Below are 20,793 nucleotides of genomic sequence, written 5' to 3' on the forward strand. Positions count from 1 at the left end.
TTCTGGCAAAAAGACCGACTATCAGACCAATAAACAGAAAAAGACAAACGCCTCTTAAGTGTTTGTCTTCAGTCTGACTCAAGTGAAAACACTTGAGTTAATAAATGTTGTACAAATTTTATCTGATAAGGAGTTTAATTCTATTCCTGTTACAGTTAGATAATGGTGTGAACTTTTGGGTATAATTTAGCTCAATTCGTGTATTTTGGGGGTAAAATTCACACCATTCAGATGAAATTAGTTGAAATTGGATGAAATTTAGAGTTTTGAAAACCCGTGAAAACATTGATATTAAAAGTTTTTGAAATTTATTCAAACAAAAGTTTTTAAAGCCAGGTCTTAAGAAAGCACGTAAAGCTAGCCAGTTCTCAAAACGTTAAGAACCAGCTACATTACAGCATTTACAACACTTCATGGTTCACACCACGAGGTGTTTTTTTGATATTTTTTCGCAAAATTCACACCACTTTTCACACCAAATTCACACTATTACTTTTTGAGGTTTCGATAAGCGATTTCGCTAACAGCCATTGGAATGACATTTGAAGTATTGACATAGGTCTTGGTTGTGAGGGTGTCGCTATGCGTGAGAGCCTCTGAAATGGCTTCTAGTGATGTTCCTGCTTCCTTAGCTAGTGTTGCTCCAGTGTGGCGTAATTTGTGCGGTGTTGCATGAGTCAGCTCCTTGTGACGGCGTTTGACTGACTTCATTTTGTTATTGAGATAATCAGCGTGTAAGGGGCTATTCACATTGCCTTTCATATCGATATAGGTAAATACATATTGTTCATCAGATTGGATAATGCCGAATTTGGCTAGTTCGGCTTTCTGTTATTTTTTCCAAGATTGGAGAAGGTCAGTAAGTTCATTAGGAATTTGAAATGTTGTTTTCTTGTTCCCTTTAGTTGCTTTCGTATCGCCATATCTGTCTAGTACCTGGAGTAGCTGAATTTGAGATTTTTCAAAATCAATGTGTTTCCATTGAAGAGCGTAGCTCTCGGATTTTCTATCTCCTAAGAAAAAAGTTGTATAGAATAATACATAATATATATTGCTTGAAACAAAAAAAGCAAAATTGTGTCAAGAAAATGATTTCATCAGGAAATACTCTTTGTATCAATTGTTACCAAAATTTAGGGAATGAAGTGCTGTATCACGGCCTTGTCATTTACCTAGCTTTTGGTACAATAGAATGAAAAGAGAAAGGAGCAAGTTATGAAAAATATCTTTCCATTGACATTGGAGGTATTATGGAAGAAGCGGACGATCAATCCGTTTTAGTAGTTAGCCATGGAGCCGCCATCGCCCAATTTTTCAGACAGGTATTGACAGATTTTCCGCGAGTGCGGATGCGGAATTGTGCCATACTGACTTTTACTTATGAAGACGGTCACTACGATTTGCAAAGCATTGTGGATCCCGTTAATAAAGAAACTCTCTATCAAAAAGAAGGAAAGGAAAAGGAGAAAAAATGACAGTAACAAAAGTATTTCCAAAAGGATTTTTATGGGGTGGTGCAACAGCAGCCAACCAATGTGAAGGAGCTTACGATGTAGACGGACGTGGTCTTGCCAACGTCGATGTCGTGCCGATTGGCGAAGACCGTGGACCAATTATCACAGGTCGCAAAAAAATGTTTGACTTTGAGGATGGTTATTTCTATCCGGCTAAAGAGTCTATCGACATGTACCATCATTTCAAGGAAGATATTGCCCTCTTCGGCGAAATGGGCTTTAAGACTTATCGTCTTTCTATCGCTTGGACACGGATTTTCCCTAAGGGAGATGAGTTAGAGCCAAATGAAAAAGGCTTGCAGTTCTACGAAGATCTCTTCAAGGAATGTCACAAATACGGGATTGAGCCTTTGGTGACCATTACTCACTTTGACTGTCCGATGCATTTGATTGAGCACTATGGTGGCTGGCGCAATCGCAAGATGCTGGAATTCTACGAGCGTCTTTGCCGGACTCTCTTCACTCGCTATAAGGGCTTGGTTAAATATTGGTTGACCTTTAATGAAATCAACATGATTCTTCATGCGCCATTTATGGGTGCAGGACTTTACTTTGAAGAAGGTGAAAATGTAGAAGAGGTCAAATACCAAGCGGCCCACCATGAGTTAGTGGCTTCAGCTATTGCGACCAAGCTTGCCCATGAAATCGACCCAGAAAACAAGGTCGGCTGTATGTTGGCGGCGGGTCAATATTATCCAAATACTTGTCATCCGCGCGATGTCTGGGCGGCTATCAACCAGGACCGTGAAAATTATTTCTTCATTGATGTACAAGCGCGTGGGGAATACCCAAATTATGCCAAGAAGCATTTTGAACGCGAAAACTTGAATATCGTGATGACAGAGGAAGATTTGACCCTTTTGAAAGAGTATACAGTTGATTTCATTTCCTTCTCTTATTATTCAAGCCGTGTGGCATCTGGTGACCCAAAAGTCAATGAAAAGACAGCTGGTAACATCTTTGCCTCTATCAAAAACCCATATCTGGATGCCTCAGAGTGGGGCTGGCAGATTGACCCACTTGGCTTCCGTATCACGATCAACTCTATCTGGGATCGCTATCAGAAGCCAATGTTCGTTGTTGAAAATGGTCTGGGCGCTGTCGATACGCCGGATGAAAACGGCTATGTGGCAGACGACTACCGGATTGATTACCTCCGCAAGCACGTTGAAGCCATGCGTGATGCCATTGTTGAGGACGGCGTAGAATTGCTGGGCTACACAACCTGGGGCTGTATTGACCTGGTGTCTGCAGGTACCGGTGAGATGAAAAAACGCTACGGCTTTATATACGTAGATCGTGACAATGAAGGTAATGGAACACTCAAGCGTTCTAAGAAAAAATCATTCGACTGGTACAAGAAGGTTATCGCCAGCAACGGTGCCGATATTGATTAATATAAAACAAGCCTCGCGCTTGTTTTTTGTTATCGTTTCCAATATAATAAAAGGTGGTTAACAATTTATAAAATCAAGGAGTCTAGCATGAAATACATTGTAAATAACAGTAACAATCCTGCTTACAATATCGCTCTCGAAGCCTATGCCTTCAAGGAATTGACCGATATTGATGAAATCTTTATTCTCTGGATCAATGAGCCTGCCATTATCATCGGTAAGCATCAGAATGCTATTCAAGAAATTAACAAAGAGTACACAGATGAAAACGGCATTCACGTTGTTCGTCGTTTGTCAGGTGGTGGCGCGGTATACCACGACCTCAACAACCTCAACTACACCATTATTTCCAATAAGTCTGAAGAAGGTGCTTTTGACTTCAAAACCTTCTCCAAACCTGTGATTGACACGCTGGCAACTCTGGGTGTTGAGGCTAATTTCACAGGACGTAACGACCTTGAGATTGATGGGAAGAAAATCTGTGGAAATGCCCAAGCCTATGCTAAAGGTCGTATGATGCACCACGGCTGTCTCCTCTTTGACGTGGATATGACCGTCCTTGCCAATGCGCTCAAAGTTTCCAAGGACAAGATTGAGTCTAAAGGGGTTAAATCTGTCCGTGCGCGTGTGACCAATATCAATGATGAATTACCAGAAAAAATGACTGTTCTGGAGTTCAAGGATGCCATCCTTAACCAAATGAAGAAGGAATATCCAGATATGGACGAGTATGTCCTGACTGACGAGGACTTGGCTCGTATCCAAGAAATCCATGATACCCAATTTGGTACTTGGGACTGGAATTTCGGTCAAACGCCTGAGTACACTGTGGAGCGCAACGTTCGCTACCCAGCAGGTAAAATCACAACCTATGTGAAAACGGAGAAATCTGTTATCGAAAATATCAAGATTTATGGTGACTTCTTTGGTATCGGAGATGTTTCGGATATTGAGAAATTGCTGATTGGTACACGCTACGAATATGCGGACGTCCTTGCCAAGTTGCAAGAAATCGATACCACGCATTACTTCTCACGCATGACGACAGAAGAAGTGGCTAAGGCTATTGTAGCCTAAGGAATAAGGAACTTGGGTGTATTTTTAATCAGACACTCAGGCTCCTTTTCTTGTTATAGTTAAAACTTATAACAGAGCTTAGAAATTACCTATTGGATTCTTGAAGCGTTTTTTGTTATCCTAGAACAGTATCAAATTTGGGAGAACTTATGTCTAATAATTTACTTGTTTTACAATCGGATTTTGGTCTTGTTGACGGAGCGGTTTCAGCCATGATTGGTGTAGCCCTCCAGGAATCACGTGACCTTGTGGTTCACAATTTGACCCACGATATCACCCCTTACAATATTTTTGAGGGCTCTTACCGCCTCTTCCAGACAGTGGAATACTGGCCAGAAGGCACTACTTTTGTATCGGTTGTTGATCCAGGTGTTGGCTCCAAGCGTAAGAGCGTGGTGGCATTGACCGAGCAAAATCACTATATCGTTACCCCTGACAACGGTACTCTGTCTTTCATCAAGAAGCACGTTGGTATCAAGGCAGTACGCGAGATTTCTGAAGTGGCCAATCGTAGAGCTAATACAGAGCATTCCTATACTTTCCATGGTCGCGATGTCTATGCTTATACCGGTGCTAAGTTGGCATCTGGGCATATCACTTTTGAAGAAGTGGGGCCAGAACTGCGAGTAGAAGACGTTGTTGAAATTCCAACCGTTCCAACAGAACTTGGACAAGACTTTGTCAAGGGCGCCATCGACATTCTCGATGTTCGCTTCGGTTCTCTCTGGACCTCGATTACCCGTGAGGAGTTCTATACCCTCAACCCGCAGTTTGAAGACCGCTTTGAGGTGACCATTTACAACAACGATATGCTAGTCTACCAAAACCAAGTGACCTATGGCAAGTCCTTTGCGGATGTCCGCATTGGTCAGCCACTCTTGTATATCAATTCCCTCTACCGTGTTGGTCTTGCTATCAACCAGGGTTCATTTGCCAAAGCCTACAACGTTGGTGTCGGTCAAAACTGGCATATTGAAATCAAACGCATTGTTAACTAAACATATTTTTTAAGGAGATTTAGGATGAAAAATAATTCTATCAAAACAGTTGTCGCAACCGGTATTGGTGCAGCCCTCTTTGTGGTAATTGGGATTTTAATCAGCATTCCGACACTTGTTGTACCAAATACTTCGATTCAGCTTCAGTATGCTGTCCAATCCCTCTTTTCTGTTATCTTTGGTCCAGTTGTTGGTTTCTTGGTCGGCTTTATCGGTCATGCTTTCAAGGATTCATTGCAGTATGGTTCACCATGGTGGTCATGGGTTTTGGCATCAGGTGTATTTGGTTTAGTGCTTGGTTTTGCCAAAAATCGTCTTCGTGTCCAAGAGGGAATTTTCGAGAAAAAAGATATTCTTTCCTTCAACATTTTCCAAATTATTGCTAACGTAGTAGCTTGGGGAGTAGTTGCACCTGTTTTGGATATCCTGGTTTATAGCGAGCCTGCAAATAAGGTTTTTGCGCAAGGCTTGGTTGCTGGTATTGTGAATGGCCTGACAGTGGCTATCGCAGGAACAATTTTGGTGGCCGTTTATACCAAATCACAAACTCAAACTGGAAGTTTGTCAAAAGATTAAGAAATGTGCCTGAGAAGAGATTCTCAGGTATTTTTCTGTTATAGCTTCAAACCATAATAACATGCAAATAGTCCTACCATAGGAGCAGCTTGGGAAATTGCAGGCATTGAGGGAAGAATTATCAGACCAATAGTTTCAATCAAGATTTTTGTATTTCTGCCGGATTCGGGGTATAATTTTACAGACTGTGTTATTGAAAAATAGCAGAGCTTCGAGCTGGTCAAATCGCTTGAATAGCGCTAATCTATTGCAAAGATTAAAGGAGAATCACACCATGTCAAAAGACATTCGCGTATTGCTATATTATAAATATGTTCCAATCGAAAATGCGGAAGCTTATGCAGCTGAGCACTTGGAATTCTGTAAATCGATTGGTCTCAAGGGGCGTATCTTGATTGCTGATGAGGGCATCAACGGTACTGTTTCTGGTGACTATGAAACAACTCAAAAGTACATGGATTATGTCCATGCTAACCCGCTTTTCAGCGACCTTTGGTTTAAAATTGATGAAGAAAATGAACAAGCATTCAAGAAAATGCACGTTCGCTATAAGAAAGAAATCGTACATTTGGGTCTAGAAGACAATAACTTCGATAGTGATATTGACCCGCTTGAAACAACAGGTGCTTACTTGTCACCAAAAGAATTCAAAGAGGCGCTTCTGGACGAAGATACCGTTGTTTTGGATACCCGTAACGACTATGAGTATGACCTAGGTCATTTCCGTGGCGCAATCCGTCCTGACATTCGCAACTTCCGTGAATTGCCACAATGGGTCCGTGACAACAAGGAAAAATTCATGGACAAGCGTGTCGTGGTTTACTGTACAGGTGGCGTCCGCTGTGAGAAATTCTCTGGCTGGATGGTCCGCGAAGGCTACAAGGATGTCGGCCAATTGCATGGCGGTATCGCAACTTATGGTAAGGATCCAGAAGTTCGTGGCGAATTGTGGGATGGTAAGATGTATGTCTTTGACGAGCGTATTGCAGTTGATGTCAACCATGTAGACCCAGTTGTTGTTGGTAAGGACTGGTTCGATGGCACACCATGTGAACGCTATGTCAACTGTGGTAACCCATTCTGTAACCGCCGTACCCTCATGTCAGAAGAAAATGAGCATAAGTATGTTCGTGGATGTTCTGCAGAATGCCGTGCCCATGAGCGCAACCGTTACATCTCTGAAAACGGCTTGACCCGCGAAGAATGGGCAGCACGTTTGGAGGTAATTGGTGAGAGCTTGGCACCAGTGCATGCTTAATTATATGTAGGAGTTTGGAGAAATCCGAGCTCCTTTTTTCTGCCATTTTCTGGAACCTTACACTTAATACTAATACTCAACTAAAATCAAAAATAGCCAAACTCCAATCTCTACGTACAATTGATTTGAGTTGAGAAGGAGATAGGTTTTGAATAACCTCTTGAAGTTTATCAATAACCTCATTCAAGCTTCTAAATATCTTATTCTTGAAACTACGTTTGCGGATTTCGGCCCAGACTTACTCAATAGGGTTCATCTCTGGTGTGTAAGGTGGAATAAAGGTAAATTCTATATTCTCAGGGATATTCAATGTCTGAGATTTATGCCAGACGGCATTGTCCATGACTAGAATAATGTAGTCATCTGATAAGCTTCTGACAATTGGTGTAGAAATTCATTCATCCAATCACTATTACAACCACATGCTAAATGGACAAAGCCCACTGATTTTGCGCTAGCTGTTAGGCTCTGGTTTTCTGAGTAAAGAATGAGAGCCTGAATTTTTCTGTGATGTGGAATATTTGTCTTGTCTCTGAGGGCTTATTTTAATTCGTGAACTTGAGTGGGGGTGAGTTTGTTTGTCATAATACCATTAAGCCACTATTTTTGATTTTTGTTAAGTATAAGAAATAATTGTCCGAAGACAAAGAAAAAGTTCGAGCTTGTACATCTCGAACTAGGTTCTTTTGAAAATTGACGGCAGTAAAAGTAGTAGTAACCAGACCAGGGAGGCTAGGAGCAGTAGCAGGTCAACATGCCCCGTAGCATAGCCCACTGCCAGGGTTGAAAGGATTCCCGATGCAGCGATAAGACGAAGAATACTGTTGTGTCTGTGTAGAACCTGCCCCACTGTGGACTTGGTCTCCACTAAATGGAGAGTAAAGATAGGAATAGACAGGATGAACAATATTATCATGGGTTTGGGCTGATTGGTCAGAAAGCCATCAATGAGCAGACCAGTAATGGTCAGGTAGCCTATGGCGAAGAGAAGGAGGGGTGTTTTCGATTTCATGTGTTTACTCCTTTTTGGTAATAAGGTAGACGAGGTAGAGTCCCATTGCCAATAGGAACAGGAGTCCGATTGGCTTGACCTTTTCTAGCCAGACCTCAATACCAAATACCAGAAGCAAGGCTAGCAGAGCGACGGCGATTTGGAGGAGGTAGTAGGCAATATCTTCTTGACTAGGTGACACACGCAGGCTAATGGTGATAGGGACGGTGAGGAGGCTAGGAGAGGCAAAGGGCTCTGGGGCCCAATAGGAGACCAGGCAAATGCTGGCAACGAAGATATAAATGATGCAGTATAGAATGGACTGTCGTTTAGTTGATAGGTGATTCTTCATTTTTTCCTCCTCTCCATTTTCCGTTGGTTTTCTTGGTCTTCCAGTCGTTTGACATAGTTGGTAGCAGAAATGACAATGCTTGCAAATAGTCCCATAAAACCAGCGTAGAAGAGGTTTTTAGGTTGGAAGAGAGTTTCGAGGACAGGACCATTGCTGTCAAACAAGTCTGAGACACTAGAAAAAATCAAGCTGAATAGGCTGACACCAATTCCCCAACGCAAGGGGTGGCGATAGGGTCGGGCTTGCTCCTCTGGACTGATTTCTTCAGGGTCGAATTGACCAAAATCACGGTTGAGCATCTGGACACTGAGCACAGCGATGAGAATAAAGAGAATGGCACCGAGCAGGATAGGATACCAGGTTGCAACCTCGGTTGTATAGCGAACAGCTAGCATAAAAGCGACAGCATTGCTTATCAAAAGAAACCAGCTTAGATAGACAAAAGCAAGACCGCCAATTTCATCAGCCTGTTCCCGCCGGCATTCATCCAAGGGACCTCGTACACCGTAGAAATGTTTGATGAGCTTGGTCATCCAGGGTTTTTCTTTTTTGGAAATAGCAGAGCTACTAGTCAGATTTTGAGCCTGTTTCTGGCGATAAACTAACTGAATGTGAGTCACAATCCCCACGAAGATACCGCCTAAACAAGCTGCGAAGAAAAAGCGAGGAGTGGTCAGATTGGTTATGAAGTCCATGTCTTTGTCCATCCAGGCCCCGAAAAAGGCATTCCAGAGATACATGACCAGAGTGAAATATACAGCGAATTTCACACTAGCCCACTTGAGGCCACGTACCTCTTTCTCCGACAAATCCTCCCTATCTAGTGCAGTCAGCTGGCTGCGATAGCTTTGGAGAGCCAGATAGCTCTGAAGTCCTAGCAAGATGATTTCTAAAAAGACTGGGTAGCCGTAGCCAACCTGCTCTGGAAATCGTTCGGACAAGGAGAGAGCCAGAAGAAGAGTAAACAGGAGTCCGATGAAGAGGAAGATGAAGGCCATATTGCCCAATCTCATGGCCTCTTTTCGGCGAAATTCATCCAGCGGACCTGCGATGCCGTAAAATTGTTTGATGAGCTTGTTTTGAAAGGTTTCCTTGTTCATAGCCTGTCTCCTTAGTTGAGATTGTACCGTTTGATGAGGTAGGGTGTGATGTGATGAGTCGCTAGGAAGTAGACCAATCCCATAATGGCAACCTGAAGCCAACTGGTCAGTTTACTTGCTTGAGCAAGGAAATGGTCCAAGCCATAATCAGCGATATTCCAAATGGCCATCAGAAGAAGGAAGAGAATGGTTGAGAGGCTAGAGCGTACGAGAGTTCTTTTGTTTTTCATAGTGTTCTCCTTTCTTTAATCAATCCAAAAAAGGCTGTTGAGGTCGGTCTGTAGGATCTTGGCTAGGTTGATGCAGAGGTCCAGCGAGGGGTTGTATTTGTCATTTTCAATCATGTTAATGGTTTGACGTGAGACTCCGATAGCCTTGGCTAATTCCAGCTGGGACAGGCCGAGTTCCGTTCGGAAGGATTTGACACGATTCATATGACCTCCTATCTTATGTCACATATATGCGACATCTCTGTATAAAATTTTTTGAGGACGTCTCCTCTATTTTTGTCAAATATATCTGACACGGTTCCTAATGTTATTATAAGAAAATATTAAAAATATGTCAACTATAATTGACATATTTTTTGTAAAAAGTTTGCAACATGGTTTAAGCTGATTTTATGGTACAATAGATAAGATATGAACAAGGAATTTAATCACACGACGGTTCTCTTGCATGAGACCATCGACATGCTAGACATCAAACCAAATGGAATTTATGTGGATGCGACACTGGGTGGGGCAGGGCATAGCGAGTACCTGCTAAGCCAGCTGACAGAAGGTGGGCATCTTTATGCCTTTGACCAGGATCAGACGGCCATTGACCATGCCCACATCCGCCTGGCTCCCTATATTGAAAAGGGACAGGTTACCTTTATCAAGGATAATTTCCGCAATCTAAGGGCGCGTTTGGCTGAGCTGGGTGTGACGGAGATTGATGGGATTTGCTATGATTTGGGTGTTTCCAGTCCCCAGTTGGATGAGCGAGAGCGTGGCTTTTCCTATAAACAAGATGCGCCGCTGGACATGCGGATGAACCGAGAAGGGCATTTGACGGCCTATGATGTGGTCAATAGCTATGACTACCATGACCTGGTGCGGATTTTCTTTAAATATGGTGAGGATAAATTTTCCAAGCAGATTGCTCGTAAGATTGAACAGGCGCGTGCGTTCAAGCCGATTGAAACAACGACTGAGTTAGCAGAGCTGATCAAATCTGCCAAACCAGCCAAGGAACTCAAGAAGAAGGGACATCCTGCCAAGCAGATTTTCCAAGCCATTCGGATTGAGGTCAACGATGAGTTGGGAGCGGCAGACGAGTCTATTCAGCAGGCCATCGATTTGCTGGCGGTGGGAGGACGGATTTCGGTCATTACCTTCCATTCTCTGGAGGATCGCCTAACCAAGCAATTGTTCAAAGAGGCTTCGACAATTGATGTTCCCAAAGGCTTACCCTTTATCCCAGATGATTTGAAGGCACCACTTGAATTGGTCATAAGAAAGCCAATCTTGCCAAGTCAAGAAGAATTAGACAGTAACAACCGTGCGCATTCAGCCAAATTGCGCGTAGCAAAGAGAGTGCATAAGTAGGAGTAAGCTATGTTGCAGGAAAAACGTAGAGAAACGACCATGCGTCTGATTAGTGAAAAAATCAAAACCTTTAACCGCGTTGAAAAGGCTTTTTATGCTAGCCTGATATTTACAGCGTTGTTCTTGGCTATTGGGGTTATTTTCATCCAGACCAAGCTCTTGCAGGTGCAGGGCGAAATGGCACGGGTCAATCAGCAAATCAACTCCAAGCAGGTCGAAATTGACGATACTAAGCAGGCTATCCAGGAATTGACGCGCTCGGGTCGATTGATGGAAATTGCTGAAAAAGAAGGATTGACCTTAAACAATAATAATGTAGGGGTTGCCGAATAATGCAGACGAGACGAAAGAAATTATTACGGTACATATTGAAACAACGCTACCGGCCTTCGCAGAACAGGCGTAGGGTCGGTCAGAACCTGATTTTACTCAGTATTTTTACCTTTTTGGTTTTCCTTATCAACTTTGCTATCATTATTGGGACCGACTCCAAGTTCGGAGTGGATTTGTCAGTGGCCGCTAGTCGTGTGCACCAGCAAGAGGTAATAGTTCAAGCAAGGCGTGGGACCATCTATGATCGACTGGGCTTCCCAATCGCAGAAGATTCGACCACCTATACGGTCTATGCAGTCGTTGATAAGAATTATGTATCAGCTTCCAATGAGATTTTATATGTAGAGTCGAGCCAATTCTCCAAGGTGGCTTCTATTTTTAAAAATCTTCTAGATATTGATGAGGAGTATGCTCTCAAGCAGTTGAAGCAGCCAGAATTGAGCCACATTTACTTTGGTGCTAAGGGGAAAAATATTTCCTACAATACCATGATGACCATTAGTCAGGAAATGGAAGCGGCCGGCATCAAGGGCATTAAGTTTAACATGAGCCCTGGTCGAATGTATCCAAATGGAAATTTTGCTTCAATTTTCGTGGGGTTGGCTAACCCGGTTGAAAACAAGGATGGTAGTCATAGTTTACAGGGTGTGAGCGGTATGGAATACTACCTTAATGATATTTTGGCAGGTCAAGATGGTAAAGTACTTTATGAGAAAGATAGCCAGGGGCGGATTTTACCAGGTACTGAAAATGTAGAACAAGAAACTGTAAATGGTCAAGATGTTTATACGACTCTATCTGCTGATTTGCAACGTTCGCTAGAAACCAACATGGATATTTTCTTTGATAAGACAAAGGGAAAATATGCCAGTGCAACCTTGGTATCAGCCAAAACTGGTGAGATTTTAGCAACAACTCAACGACCAAGCTATGATGCGGATACAAAAGAAGGGTTAGCTGATAAAGATTTGCTCCAGTACTCCCTTCTGTATCAGGCCACTATGGAGCCAGGTTCGACCATGAAGGTCATGACCTTGGCATCAGCAATCGATAGCAATGTCTTTGATCCTAATCAGATGCTTGTCAATAATGGCTATACCATTGCGGATGCAACGGTTAACGACTGGACGGTCAATGGGGGAGAGTCTGCTGTTTCCCTCAATATGGCCCAGGCATTTGCCCTATCCAGTAACGTCGGGACGATCATGTTGGAACAAAAAATGGGCAATGAGAAATGGTTGGATTACCTAGCCAAGTTCCGTTTTGGCTATCCGACACGTTTTGGAATGGGGTCTGAAAGTGCAGGCCTCCTGCCGGGCGACAACATCGTAACCATTACCATGTCTTCATTCGGTCAGGGTATTTCAGCGACTCAGGTCCAGATGTTGCGGGCCTTCTCGGCTATTGGTAATGACGGAACCATGTTGCAACCCAAGTTCATCTCAGGCTTGTATGATCCAAATTCCGATTCGGTGCGTATTGCCAAACCTGAAGTGGTTGGCCATCCTGTATCTGAAAAAGCAGCTTCAGATACACGGGATTACATGATCACAGTTGGGACTGATCCAGTTTTTGGTACGCTCTATAACAAGTGGACTATGTCTCCTGTTATTCAGGTTAATGGTTATGATGTGGCAGTAAAATCAGGTACTGCCCAGATTGCCAAGGAAGATGGAACGGGTTACATTGATGGTCAATACTTTCAGTCAGTCGTAGCCATGGTTCCAGCTGAGGATCCAGAATTTATTATGTATGCAACCGTGAGAGAGCCAGAATCCTATACTGGAATGGAGTGGGAGGATATATTTAATCCAATACTGAAAGAGGCTATGTTATTGAAAGATAATTTAAACTTGGATAATGTTGCTCCTTCATTGCAGTTTGTGGAAAATGAAACAGAATTTAAGTTACCAGATGTTATTGGTCAAGGCCCAGGCACAACTGCTGAGGAATTGCGTCGTTATTTAATTCAGCCAGTTATTGTAGGGAATGGTTCCGAAATAAAGAAAGTATCTGTAGATGTCGGAACAAATCTTTCTTCAAACCAGCAAATTCTCTTGCTGACAGATTCAGTAGAAGATATGCCTGATTTATATGGTTTGACAAAAGAAAATATGGATATTCTTGCAGAATGGCTAGGTCTTGAAGTCACTTATGAAGGAGCAGGTTCGATGGTTGTTGAACAGAGTATTGAGTTTGGTACAAAAATCAGTAAACACAAAAAAATAACGATTACACTAGGAGAGTAAAATTAAAATGCAATTTTCACTATTATCGGGATTGGTTGCTTTTTTAGCAACGGTGATTCTGATACCACGCTTTATTACTTTTTATCAAGCCAAACGCATCGAAGGGCAACAGATGCACGAGGATGTGAAACAACATCAATTTAAGGCGGGAACCCCAACCATGGGAGGGACGGTTTTTCTAGTTGTTGCTATCTTGGTTACATTTATTTTTGCTGCTAGCCTTAACATGTTAACTGGCGGTGTTTTAGCCATTCTCTTCATCCTTGCACTCTATGGATTGGTTGGTTTTTTGGATGATTTTTTGAAAATTTTCCGTAAAATCAATGAGGGACTCAATCCCAAACAAAAGCTAGCCTTGCAAATCTTGGGTGGACTAGTTTTCTACTTTGTCCATGTACGAGGTTCAGGTGGTGGTGAACTTAATGTTTTTGGGCATATTATCAATTTAGGAGTACTCTATCTACCATTTGTTTTGTTCTGGTTAGTCGGTTTTTCTAATGCAGTCAATTTGACTGATGGCATTGATGGTTTGGCTTCTATCTCAGTTGTTATCAGCTTGTTAGCTTACTCAGTCATTGCTTACAATGAGCAGAAATTTGATATTCTTTTGGTCTGTGTAACCATGATTGGTGGCTTGCTTGGATTTTTCGTATACAATCGCAAACCCGCAAAAATCTTTATGGGGGATGTCGGTTCGCTAGCACTGGGCGGCATGCTAGCTACGATTTCAATCGCTCTTCGTGTGGAATGGACCCTGCTCCTCATCGGCTTTGTTTATGTCCTTGAAACGTCATCCGTTATGCTACAGGTGTCCTATTTCAAATACAGCAAGAAAAAGTTTGGAGAAGGTCGTCGGATTTTCCGCATGACTCCTTTCCACCATCACTTGGAACTAGGCGGTTTATCTGGCAAATCCGAAAAATGGAGCGAATGGAAGGTGGACTTCTTCCTTTGGGGTCTTGGCCTTGGAATGAGTCTATTGACGCTTGCAATTTTATATCTATAAATAACAAATACTCTCAGTCTTGGACATGTAGCTTCTAGGACGGAGAGTTTTTTCTTTGAAGACGATCTGTATAGATAAATTTTAAGTCTTCATAAATTTTATATATTGGTCAAGCCAGTTGATTCTTGGTAAACTAGTACTACTTTTGTAAAATGGAGGAAAATGACATGAAAAAGAAATGGCTTACTGGCCTCTTATCAACTGTAGCAGTTTTGACCTTGGCGGCTTGCGCCAATGGCGGAGCGTCCAATACAGGCTCTAGCTCAAAAGCTGCATCATCAGCAGATACGGAAACCTTTACCTATGCTATCGACGGCGACCCAAGTTCGACCAACCCGCTTAACACCAGCGACCGTTGGGGCTTGACCTTGACCAACTTTATCTACTCTCCATTGATTCGTATCGAGGCAGACGGTAGCTATGTCAATGAATTGGCAGAATCTTACGAGATTGCAGAAGACGGCCTTAGCATCACGGTTAAACTCCGTCAGGATGTTAAATGGTCAGACGGCGAAGCCTTTAACGCAGATGATGTTGTCTTTACTTACAATGAAAAAGTGAAGAAAGAAAATGGTGGTTCAGACGGCCTTTATATCAACGACCAACCTGTGACGGTTGAGAAGGTAGATGACTATACGGTCAAATTCGTCCTTCCAGCAGTGTCTGCACCTGCCTTGGACAATATCGTAGCAGAGACCTACATTATCCCAGAGCACATCTTTAAAGATGAGGCAGACCTGTCTGTTAACCAATTGAAGGCAACCCCTGTCGGTACAGGACCTTACAAATTTGTAGAGTACAAGAATGGTGAGTATATCAAGTTGGAAGCCAACGAGAACTACTACAAGGGTGAGGCAGAAATCGACAATCTGGTCCTTCGTATTATCGAAAGCCCAGATACGACTAAGGTTGCTCTTCAAACAGGTGAAGTAGATGCAGCCTTTGTTCTTCCGGCGGTTATCAAGGACTTGGACAAAGATACACTTGAAACTTATGCTTATAGTGAAAACCGTGTTGGCTACCTGGGTCTCAATACGACGACTGAAGAGTTGAAGGATGTCAAGGTCCGCAAGGCTATTCTCTTTGCACTAAACAAGGATGAATTCAACCAGGCAGCTTACTTGGATAAGAAATACTATGAGACACCTTATTCCTTCCTTCCAGTTGCCAACCCATACAAGACAGATGATGTTGAAAAATATGAGCAAAATGTTGAGAAGGCCAAAGAGCTCTTGGCTGAAGCAGGTGTCAGCAATCTGACCCTCAACCTGGGTTACAACTCATCTGACGCAGCACAAACCCTACAAGCAACCTTGATCCAACAGCAATTGGCTGCTATCGGTGTAACGGTTGAATTGGCTGGTGGCGATTCATCTGCCCTCTTCACAGAATTGCGCAAGGAAGGCTCAACAGCCTACAATCTCTTCCTGGGTGGCTACATCATGGGGAATGACCCAGACCAATATGCTCGTCTCTTCAAGTCAGGTGGAGCGTCTAACTACTTCAAATTGACTTCACCAGAGATTGACGGCTACTTTGCAGAAGGCGCGGTTGAGCTGGATAAGGCTAAGCGTGAAGAAATCTATGACAATTTGCAGAAAGAATTGGCTGACCAAGCGGCTATCTACCCAATTGTGGACAACAAGAAAATCTTGGTTGTTAACAAGCGTGTGAAAAATGTCGAAGAGGCTGGTTTGGTCCCAATCTTTACCTTTGAAGATCCGTCTAAATTGACGATTGAATAAGGGAGTCTTTTGTTCAACAAGACGAATGGGCCTGACTAATCTTAGTCAGCCCATTCAAACAATAGTGGGAAGTTAGGTCCGAACTTTATAAGAACCTGTATTCACAAGTAAGGTACATTTAGATAGGAAATAGTTTTTTGCACATCAAGGCCGTTTTTCTAGAAATACTGTCAGTATTTCTAGAAAAACGAACGCTGAGTGGCAGAAAAATAGCCTTAGCTAAAGGTGCCGAGCTGTGAATACAGGTTCTAGGGTTTTGGCCGGCTCCCTTTTCGTGTTTTTGGAGGAACTATGTTTCGTTATATTGTAAAGAGGATTTTGCAGGCCATTCCTCTCTTATTACTCATTTCCTTTATCGTCTTTTCTCTGATTCAATTGGCCCCCTTTGATGTGATTGATTCCATGACAACGCCCAATATGGATCAGGAGCAAATTGACCTGCTCAAGGAACGGTATGGGCTCAACCAACCTTTCTTGGTTCAGTACGGTATCTGGCTAAAGGGCCTCTTGACAGGGGACCTTGGTTTTTCTCTGATGACCCAGCATTCGATTGGGGCGGATTTGGCGGAGAAAATTCCTAATACCATTTCGCTGGTCTTGCCTTCTTACTTGACTGCTCTGGTCATGGCAGTGGCCTTGGGTTTGATTTCAGCTTCCCAGCGAGGGAAGTGGGTTGATAAGGTTATCGATGCCTTTGCCTCTATCGGGATTGCCATGCCGACCTTCTGGTTTGCCATGATTTTGATTTACCTCTTTGGTTATAACTGGCGCCTTTTTCCTTTTATCGGTATGTATACTCTGGGCAAGGAAGGGGATTTTCTGGATTTTCTCTCCCATTTCACCCTGCCCTATCTGACCTTGACCATGGCTTTCCTGCCAGAATTAATTCGTTTCATCCGGGCATCAGCCATTGTGGAGGTGGACAAGGACTATGTGACCGTACAAGAGGCTTTCAAGGCTAAAAAATCAGAAATCTTCGGCAAGCATGTGGCACGAAATGTCTTGATTCCTGTAGCCACCCAGGTGGGGATGGCCCTGCCTATGTTGGTGACGGGAGCTATCATTACAGAAACCATTTTTGCCTGGCCGGGAGTGGGACCTTATCTGACAGCAGCAACCAAGGCCCTGGACTATCCGGTGATTATGGCGGTTATGCTCCTGTCTGCCAGCCTTGTCATCCTGGGCAATCTCCTGTCGGATGTCTTGTATGCCCTAGTGGATCCACGTGTCTGGAAAGGAGGAGAAAACTAATGTTGATACTCAAACAATTGAAGGCAACACTCAAAGAATCTCCCCTCTATCTCTTTTCAGTCATCTTTATCCTCTTTTTGGTAGTCCTGTCTCTCTTGGCCCCCCTTATCCCTATCGATCCCAATCTGACGGATGTGACGCAGATGAACCAGGGACCGAGTGCGGAGCATTGGTTTGGAACGGACCAGGTCGGGCGTGACTACTTTATCCGCGTTATCTACGGTGGACGGATTTCCCTTTTAGTCGGTCTCATGGCCATGGTCGCCTCGGTGACAATCGGCAGCCTGGTCGGGATAACGGCTGGTTATCTTGGCGGAAAATGGGACAATGTCATCATGCGGATTGTTGAAGTTCTGTCTTCTATTCCCTGGCTGGTTTTGGTCATCGTGCTCAGCGTCTTCTTGAAACCTGGCTTGTCAACTATTATTATCGTTATTGGTGGCTTTTCTTGGATGAGCATTGCCCGAATTTTACGGGCCGAGACCATGAAAGCCAAGGTGGCAGACTATGTTGGCTATGCAGACTTTATCGGTGTAAAAAAGCGGAAAATCATCTGGCGCCATATTTTACCAGCAATCCTCCCAACCTTGATAGTAACGGCATCGACCAGCATTTCGTCGGCCATTATGACGGAGTCTGCCCTCAGTTTCTTGGGAATGGGGATCCAGCAACCGCTGGCTTCTTGGGGAAGTCTCCTGCAAAATGCCCAGTCAACCTTGCAGAGTGCTCCACATATGGCAATCTTGCCTGGACTTTTTATCCTTCTGACCATTTATTCCTTTAACAATATTGGTGACTTGATTCGTGATTGCCTAGAAAGAGAGGTCTACTAATGACAGAGAATTTGATTAGCTTAAACAATCTGACCATTACCAATCAGAAACGGACCTCTCAAATGGTCTTGGTGGACGGTATTGACCTCAGCATTCCCAAGGGAAAAATCGTCGGTATCGTTGGCGAGTCGGGTTCTGGAAAGAGCTTGACCATGAAGTCTCTGATGGGGATTTTGCCCAGAGGTTTGGAGGCAAGTTATAGCAGCTTTGAGATGGACGGACAGGCTGTTGACAATCCCAAAGCTCTGCCCTTGTCCATGATTTTCCAGGATCCTATGACCTCTCTTAATCCCTTGCGGACCATTGGTTTTCATCTGAGGGAAGTGGTGCGTCGTTTCCAGCCAGGCTTGAGCAAGGACCAGGTGGAGACAGAAATATTATCGATTCTAGAAAAGGTTGGTATTGCGGATCCAGCTTTACGTCTCAAGCAATTTCCCTTTGAGTTTTCAGGTGGTATGCGGCAGCGGATTGTCATTGCCATGGCTTTATTAGCCAAACCCCAGCTCTTGATTGCGGATGAGCCGACAACGGCCTTGGATGTGACTATTCAGGCTCAGATTTTGGCCCTGCTCAATGAGTTGCAGGAGTCCTTTGGCTTGACCATTGCCATTGTCAGTCATGATTTCAGTGTGATTGCTGGCATATGTGACCTGGTCTATGTTATGCGTCAGGGCAAGGTGGTAGAGAAGGCTAATGTGGAGACCATTTTTGCTGAACCGCAGCATGCTTATACCCAGGCCCTACTCAAGGCAGCCCGTTTGGAAACCTTTGACGGCAGCTTGCCAGTAGATAGTCCGACCAGTCAGTTGGTTGAGGTCGGTCCGGACCATTGGGTAAGAAAGGAGCAAGCAGATGCCTAAAGATATTATGGTAGAAGTTGCTGGTGTCAGCAAGACCTATCGGAAAAAATCCTGGTTGGGTCAAGAACAGGTGGTTCAGGCCCTGAAAGATATTGACCTGTCCATTTTCAAGGGGGAAACCCTGGGCTTGGTAGGTGAGTCAGGTAGTGGGAAATCAACCCTGTCCAAGATTATTTTGGGACTGGAAACAGCCAGCCAAGGGGACATTCGTTTTCCAAGCCTATCGGATCAGGAGCTGAAAAAACAGGCCTTGCAGGTCATTTACCAAGATCCCTATTCGTCTCTCAATCCCTACCTATCAGCCTTGGAATTGGTCAAGGAACCCCTCTACGCCCTGCCCAAGGAAGAGGCGGAAAGCAAGGCCTTGGCTATTCTGGAGCGGGTGGGAATCAGTGGGGATGCGGTTCACAAGCGTCCCAAATCCTTTTCAGGTGGTCAACGTCAGCGGATTGGGATTGCACGGGCGGTCGTCTCGCAGCCTCAGTTTGTGGTCTGTGATGAGCCAACATCAGCCTTGGATGTTTCCATACAGGCGACCATTTTGGATTTGCTACGGGGCTTGCAGGATGAATTTGGTTTGACCTATCTCTTTATCTCACACGATTTGACCTTGGTGCGGCACTTTGCAGATCGGATTGCTGTCATGTATAAGGGTAGTCTAGTCGAACTGGGTTCTGCGTCAGCTATTTTCCAAAATCCCCAGCACGCCTATACCCGCTATCTGCTAAAGTCCAATCTGAGTTTGAATCCAGCTCAGGCCCGGCAGGAATTGGCTGATTTGGCAAAGAATAAGCAGAGCCACGACTTTGTCACTCAAGGTCAGTGGTTAGAGGTGGAGGAGGGACATTTTGTCCTTTCAAGCCCTGATAAATAAAATTTATAACGAGATTGAAAATCTATATTAGACGATGTTTCTTGCTCGTGATAGAATAATAAAAAATTGATAGAGAGGATTTCCTATGAAGAAGGTTGTGATTGGTATTTCGGGTAATGAGCAAGAATTTCCAAGCAAATCGGGCCGTCATTATGTGACGGTGGCGCGTGAATTATCAGACGGTGTGCGTCAGGCTGGTGGCTTGCCAATCGTGATTCCTATGGGAAGTCCGGATTCGGCCAAGGATTACATTGACATGGTGGACAAGTTGATTTTATCTGGTGGTCAGCATGTAGACCCTAGCCTGTATGGCCAGGAAAAAGAGATTGACAGTGACGATTATTTGTTGGCGCGTGATGAGTTTGAATTGGCCTTGATTAAGGAGGCTCTTCGTCAGGGCAAACCGATTTTTGCGGTCTGCCGTGGGATGCAGTTGCTCAATGTGGCCCTGGGTGGTAGTCTGGAGCAGTCCTTGGAGGACCATTGGCAGAATGATTGGGCAGGAACCTCTCACCAGCTAGAAGTCGAGGGCCACAGCCGTGTCAGCCACCTCTTTGCCCAAGGTAGTCAAATCAATTCCTTCCACCACCAGCGGATCAAGGAATTGGCACCTGGTTTAGTAGCAACAGGACGTGATCCACGAGATGGGACCATTGAGGCTTATGAAAGCAAGGGCAAGCAGGCCCTCTTTGGCCTTCAGTGGCACCCAGAGTTCTTGTTTGAGGATTGCCGTCAACACCGCGAACTCTTCCAATACATTGTTGATCGATTTTAAGCTAACCAACTG

21 protein-coding genes and 2 pseudogenes are annotated in these 20,793 nt (G+C 44.0%); 16 read left to right on the forward strand and 7 right to left on the reverse strand.

Annotated features, from left to right (window positions below; genetic code table 11):
* Positions 1 to 489 precede the first annotated feature (489 nt).
* Positions 490 to 1,044: pseudogene (gene xerC, locus ACHBHN_RS03490) on the reverse strand (tyrosine recombinase XerC); the annotation flags it as partial.
* 206 nt (positions 1,045 to 1,250) lie between these two features.
* Here xerC and ACHBHN_RS03495 point away from each other — a divergent pair.
* The 6 genes from ACHBHN_RS03495 (at position 1,251) to ACHBHN_RS03520 (ending at position 6,820) form a co-directional block, all read left to right on the forward strand.
* Positions 1,251 to 1,475 carry a histidine phosphatase family protein gene (locus tag ACHBHN_RS03495; protein ID WP_238143416.1) on the forward strand — a complete coding sequence of 75 codons (225 nt, stop codon included), beginning with the start codon at positions 1,251 to 1,253 and terminating at the stop codon, positions 1,473 to 1,475.
* Positions 1,472 to 2,911 (forward strand): 6-phospho-beta-glucosidase, encoded by a 1,440-nt coding sequence (locus tag ACHBHN_RS03500; protein WP_105160316.1) that lies wholly within the window; start codon positions 1,472 to 1,474, stop codon positions 2,909 to 2,911. Before ACHBHN_RS03495 ends, ACHBHN_RS03500 begins: the two co-directional genes overlap by 4 nt.
* Positions 2,912 to 2,998: 87 nt before the next feature.
* Positions 2,999 to 3,988, forward strand: coding sequence for a lipoate--protein ligase (locus tag ACHBHN_RS03505; protein ID WP_105110864.1), 990 nt, complete (start codon positions 2,999 to 3,001; stop codon positions 3,986 to 3,988).
* A 149-nt stretch (positions 3,989 to 4,137) separates the two neighbouring features.
* Entirely contained in the window at positions 4,138 to 4,986 is an 849-nt protein-coding gene (locus tag ACHBHN_RS03510; RefSeq protein WP_105110865.1) for an S-adenosyl-l-methionine hydroxide adenosyltransferase family protein, read from the forward strand.
* Positions 4,987 to 5,010: 24 nt separating this feature from the next.
* Positions 5,011 to 5,562, forward strand: a complete 552-nt coding sequence (locus tag ACHBHN_RS03515; RefSeq protein ID WP_105110866.1) for an ECF-type riboflavin transporter substrate-binding protein — start codon at positions 5,011 to 5,013, stop codon at positions 5,560 to 5,562.
* Positions 5,563 to 5,836: 274 nt separating this feature from the next.
* Complete coding sequence (locus tag ACHBHN_RS03520; RefSeq protein WP_105110867.1) at positions 5,837 to 6,820, forward strand: rhodanese-related sulfurtransferase; 984 nt, start codon at positions 5,837 to 5,839, stop codon at positions 6,818 to 6,820.
* Positions 6,821 to 6,896: 76 nt separating this feature from the next.
* On the opposite strand, the pseudogene ACHBHN_RS03525 reads toward ACHBHN_RS03520, so the two are convergent.
* The 6 genes and pseudogenes from ACHBHN_RS03525 to ACHBHN_RS03550 form a co-directional block, all read right to left on the reverse strand.
* Positions 6,897 to 7,258 (reverse strand): annotated as a pseudogene (locus ACHBHN_RS03525) (transposase); the annotation flags it as partial.
* A gap of 238 nt (positions 7,259 to 7,496) precedes the next feature.
* Entirely contained in the window at positions 7,497 to 7,832 is a 336-nt protein-coding gene (locus ACHBHN_RS03530; protein WP_105122467.1) for a hypothetical protein, read from the reverse strand.
* A 4-nt stretch (positions 7,833 to 7,836) separates the two neighbouring features.
* Positions 7,837 to 8,163, reverse strand: coding sequence for a hypothetical protein (locus ACHBHN_RS03535; protein ID WP_105122468.1), 327 nt, complete (start codon positions 8,161 to 8,163; stop codon positions 7,837 to 7,839).
* Complete coding sequence (locus ACHBHN_RS03540; RefSeq protein WP_394733615.1) at positions 8,160 to 9,263, reverse strand: DUF3278 domain-containing protein; 1,104 nt, start codon at positions 9,261 to 9,263, stop codon at positions 8,160 to 8,162. The genes ACHBHN_RS03535 and ACHBHN_RS03540 overlap by 4 nt, the downstream gene beginning before the upstream one ends.
* An 11-nt stretch (positions 9,264 to 9,274) precedes the next feature.
* Positions 9,275 to 9,493 carry a hypothetical protein gene (locus tag ACHBHN_RS03545; protein WP_105160319.1) on the reverse strand — a complete coding sequence of 73 codons (219 nt, stop codon included), beginning with the start codon at positions 9,491 to 9,493 and terminating at the stop codon, positions 9,275 to 9,277.
* Between the two features lie 15 nt (positions 9,494 to 9,508).
* Positions 9,509 to 9,697, reverse strand: a complete 189-nt coding sequence (locus ACHBHN_RS03550) for a helix-turn-helix transcriptional regulator (protein WP_105122471.1) — start codon at positions 9,695 to 9,697, stop codon at positions 9,509 to 9,511.
* Positions 9,698 to 9,904: 207 nt separating this feature from the next.
* On the opposite strand from ACHBHN_RS03550, the gene rsmH reads away from it, so the two are divergent.
* The 10 genes from rsmH (at position 9,905) to ACHBHN_RS03600 (ending at position 20,781) form a co-directional block, all read left to right on the forward strand.
* Positions 9,905 to 10,855 (forward strand): 16S rRNA (cytosine(1402)-N(4))-methyltransferase RsmH, encoded by a 951-nt coding sequence (gene rsmH, locus ACHBHN_RS03555; protein ID WP_105160320.1) that lies wholly within the window; start codon positions 9,905 to 9,907, stop codon positions 10,853 to 10,855.
* Positions 10,856 to 10,864: 9 nt separating this feature from the next.
* On the forward strand, positions 10,865 to 11,188 hold the full coding sequence (ftsL, locus tag ACHBHN_RS03560; RefSeq protein WP_105160321.1) for a cell division protein FtsL: 324 nt from the start codon (positions 10,865 to 10,867) through the stop codon (positions 11,186 to 11,188).
* Positions 11,188 to 13,437, forward strand: a complete 2,250-nt coding sequence (gene pbp2X / locus ACHBHN_RS03565) for a penicillin-binding protein PBP2X (protein WP_394733616.1) — start codon at positions 11,188 to 11,190, stop codon at positions 13,435 to 13,437. The genes ftsL and pbp2X overlap by 1 nt, the downstream gene beginning before the upstream one ends.
* Before the next feature lie 7 nt (positions 13,438 to 13,444).
* Positions 13,445 to 14,443 (forward strand): phospho-N-acetylmuramoyl-pentapeptide-transferase, encoded by a 999-nt coding sequence (gene mraY / locus ACHBHN_RS03570; RefSeq protein ID WP_394733617.1) that lies wholly within the window; start codon positions 13,445 to 13,447, stop codon positions 14,441 to 14,443.
* A gap of 167 nt (positions 14,444 to 14,610) precedes the next feature.
* Positions 14,611 to 16,188: an ABC transporter substrate-binding protein gene (locus tag ACHBHN_RS03575; protein ID WP_394733618.1), complete on the forward strand. Its 1,578-nt coding sequence runs from the start codon at positions 14,611 to 14,613 to the stop codon at positions 16,186 to 16,188.
* A gap of 291 nt (positions 16,189 to 16,479) precedes the next feature.
* Positions 16,480 to 17,439 (forward strand): ABC transporter permease, encoded by a 960-nt coding sequence (locus ACHBHN_RS03580; protein ID WP_394732439.1) that lies wholly within the window; start codon positions 16,480 to 16,482, stop codon positions 17,437 to 17,439.
* Positions 17,439 to 18,272, forward strand: coding sequence for an ABC transporter permease subunit (locus tag ACHBHN_RS03585; RefSeq protein ID WP_172094727.1), 834 nt, complete (start codon positions 17,439 to 17,441; stop codon positions 18,270 to 18,272). The genes ACHBHN_RS03580 and ACHBHN_RS03585 overlap by 1 nt, the downstream gene beginning before the upstream one ends.
* Entirely contained in the window at positions 18,272 to 19,132 is an 861-nt protein-coding gene (locus tag ACHBHN_RS03590; protein ID WP_394732254.1) for an ABC transporter ATP-binding protein, read from the forward strand. Before ACHBHN_RS03585 ends, ACHBHN_RS03590 begins: the two co-directional genes overlap by 1 nt.
* Entirely contained in the window at positions 19,125 to 20,006 is an 882-nt protein-coding gene (locus ACHBHN_RS03595; RefSeq protein ID WP_394733619.1) for an ATP-binding cassette domain-containing protein, read from the forward strand. The genes ACHBHN_RS03590 and ACHBHN_RS03595 overlap by 8 nt, the downstream gene beginning before the upstream one ends.
* An 85-nt stretch (positions 20,007 to 20,091) precedes the next feature.
* On the forward strand, positions 20,092 to 20,781 hold the full coding sequence (locus ACHBHN_RS03600; RefSeq protein WP_257104109.1) for a gamma-glutamyl-gamma-aminobutyrate hydrolase family protein: 690 nt from the start codon (positions 20,092 to 20,094) through the stop codon (positions 20,779 to 20,781).
* Positions 20,782 to 20,793 lie beyond the last annotated feature (12 nt).

The organism is Streptococcus sp. A22 (assembly GCF_043674215.1).
GTDB classification, from domain to species: Bacteria; Bacillota; Bacilli; order Lactobacillales; family Streptococcaceae; genus Streptococcus; species Streptococcus suis_V.

Coding starts and splice junctions, on each gene's coding strand:
- rsmH (WP_105160320.1), top strand. CDS start 9,905: ATGAACAAGGAATTTAATCACACGACGGTTCTCTTGCATGAGACCATC.
- ACHBHN_RS03550 (WP_105122471.1), bottom strand. CDS start 9,697: ATGAATCGTGTCAAATCCTTCCGAACGGAACTCGGCCTGTCCCAGCTG.
- ACHBHN_RS03495 (WP_238143416.1), top strand. CDS start 1,251: ATGGAAGAAGCGGACGATCAATCCGTTTTAGTAGTTAGCCATGGAGCC.
- ACHBHN_RS03500 (WP_105160316.1), top strand. CDS start 1,472: ATGACAGTAACAAAAGTATTTCCAAAAGGATTTTTATGGGGTGGTGCA.
- ftsL (WP_105160321.1), top strand. CDS start 10,865: ATGTTGCAGGAAAAACGTAGAGAAACGACCATGCGTCTGATTAGTGAA.
- ACHBHN_RS03520 (WP_105110867.1), top strand. CDS start 5,837: ATGTCAAAAGACATTCGCGTATTGCTATATTATAAATATGTTCCAATC.
- ACHBHN_RS03600 (WP_257104109.1), top strand. CDS start 20,092: ATGAAGAAGGTTGTGATTGGTATTTCGGGTAATGAGCAAGAATTTCCA.
- ACHBHN_RS03545 (WP_105160319.1), bottom strand. CDS start 9,493: ATGAAAAACAAAAGAACTCTCGTACGCTCTAGCCTCTCAACCATTCTC.
- ACHBHN_RS03590 (WP_394732254.1), top strand. CDS start 18,272: ATGACAGAGAATTTGATTAGCTTAAACAATCTGACCATTACCAATCAG.
- ACHBHN_RS03510 (WP_105110865.1), top strand. CDS start 4,138: ATGTCTAATAATTTACTTGTTTTACAATCGGATTTTGGTCTTGTTGAC.
- mraY (WP_394733617.1), top strand. CDS start 13,445: ATGCAATTTTCACTATTATCGGGATTGGTTGCTTTTTTAGCAACGGTG.
- ACHBHN_RS03580 (WP_394732439.1), top strand. CDS start 16,480: ATGTTTCGTTATATTGTAAAGAGGATTTTGCAGGCCATTCCTCTCTTA.
- pbp2X (WP_394733616.1), top strand. CDS start 11,188: ATGCAGACGAGACGAAAGAAATTATTACGGTACATATTGAAACAACGC.
- ACHBHN_RS03535 (WP_105122468.1), bottom strand. CDS start 8,163: ATGAAGAATCACCTATCAACTAAACGACAGTCCATTCTATACTGCATC.
- ACHBHN_RS03585 (WP_172094727.1), top strand. CDS start 17,439: ATGTTGATACTCAAACAATTGAAGGCAACACTCAAAGAATCTCCCCTC.
- ACHBHN_RS03515 (WP_105110866.1), top strand. CDS start 5,011: ATGAAAAATAATTCTATCAAAACAGTTGTCGCAACCGGTATTGGTGCA.
- ACHBHN_RS03505 (WP_105110864.1), top strand. CDS start 2,999: ATGAAATACATTGTAAATAACAGTAACAATCCTGCTTACAATATCGCT.
- ACHBHN_RS03575 (WP_394733618.1), top strand. CDS start 14,611: ATGAAAAAGAAATGGCTTACTGGCCTCTTATCAACTGTAGCAGTTTTG.
- ACHBHN_RS03530 (WP_105122467.1), bottom strand. CDS start 7,832: ATGAAATCGAAAACACCCCTCCTTCTCTTCGCCATAGGCTACCTGACC.
- ACHBHN_RS03595 (WP_394733619.1), top strand. CDS start 19,125: ATGCCTAAAGATATTATGGTAGAAGTTGCTGGTGTCAGCAAGACCTAT.
- ACHBHN_RS03540 (WP_394733615.1), bottom strand. CDS start 9,263: ATGAACAAGGAAACCTTTCAAAACAAGCTCATCAAACAATTTTACGGC.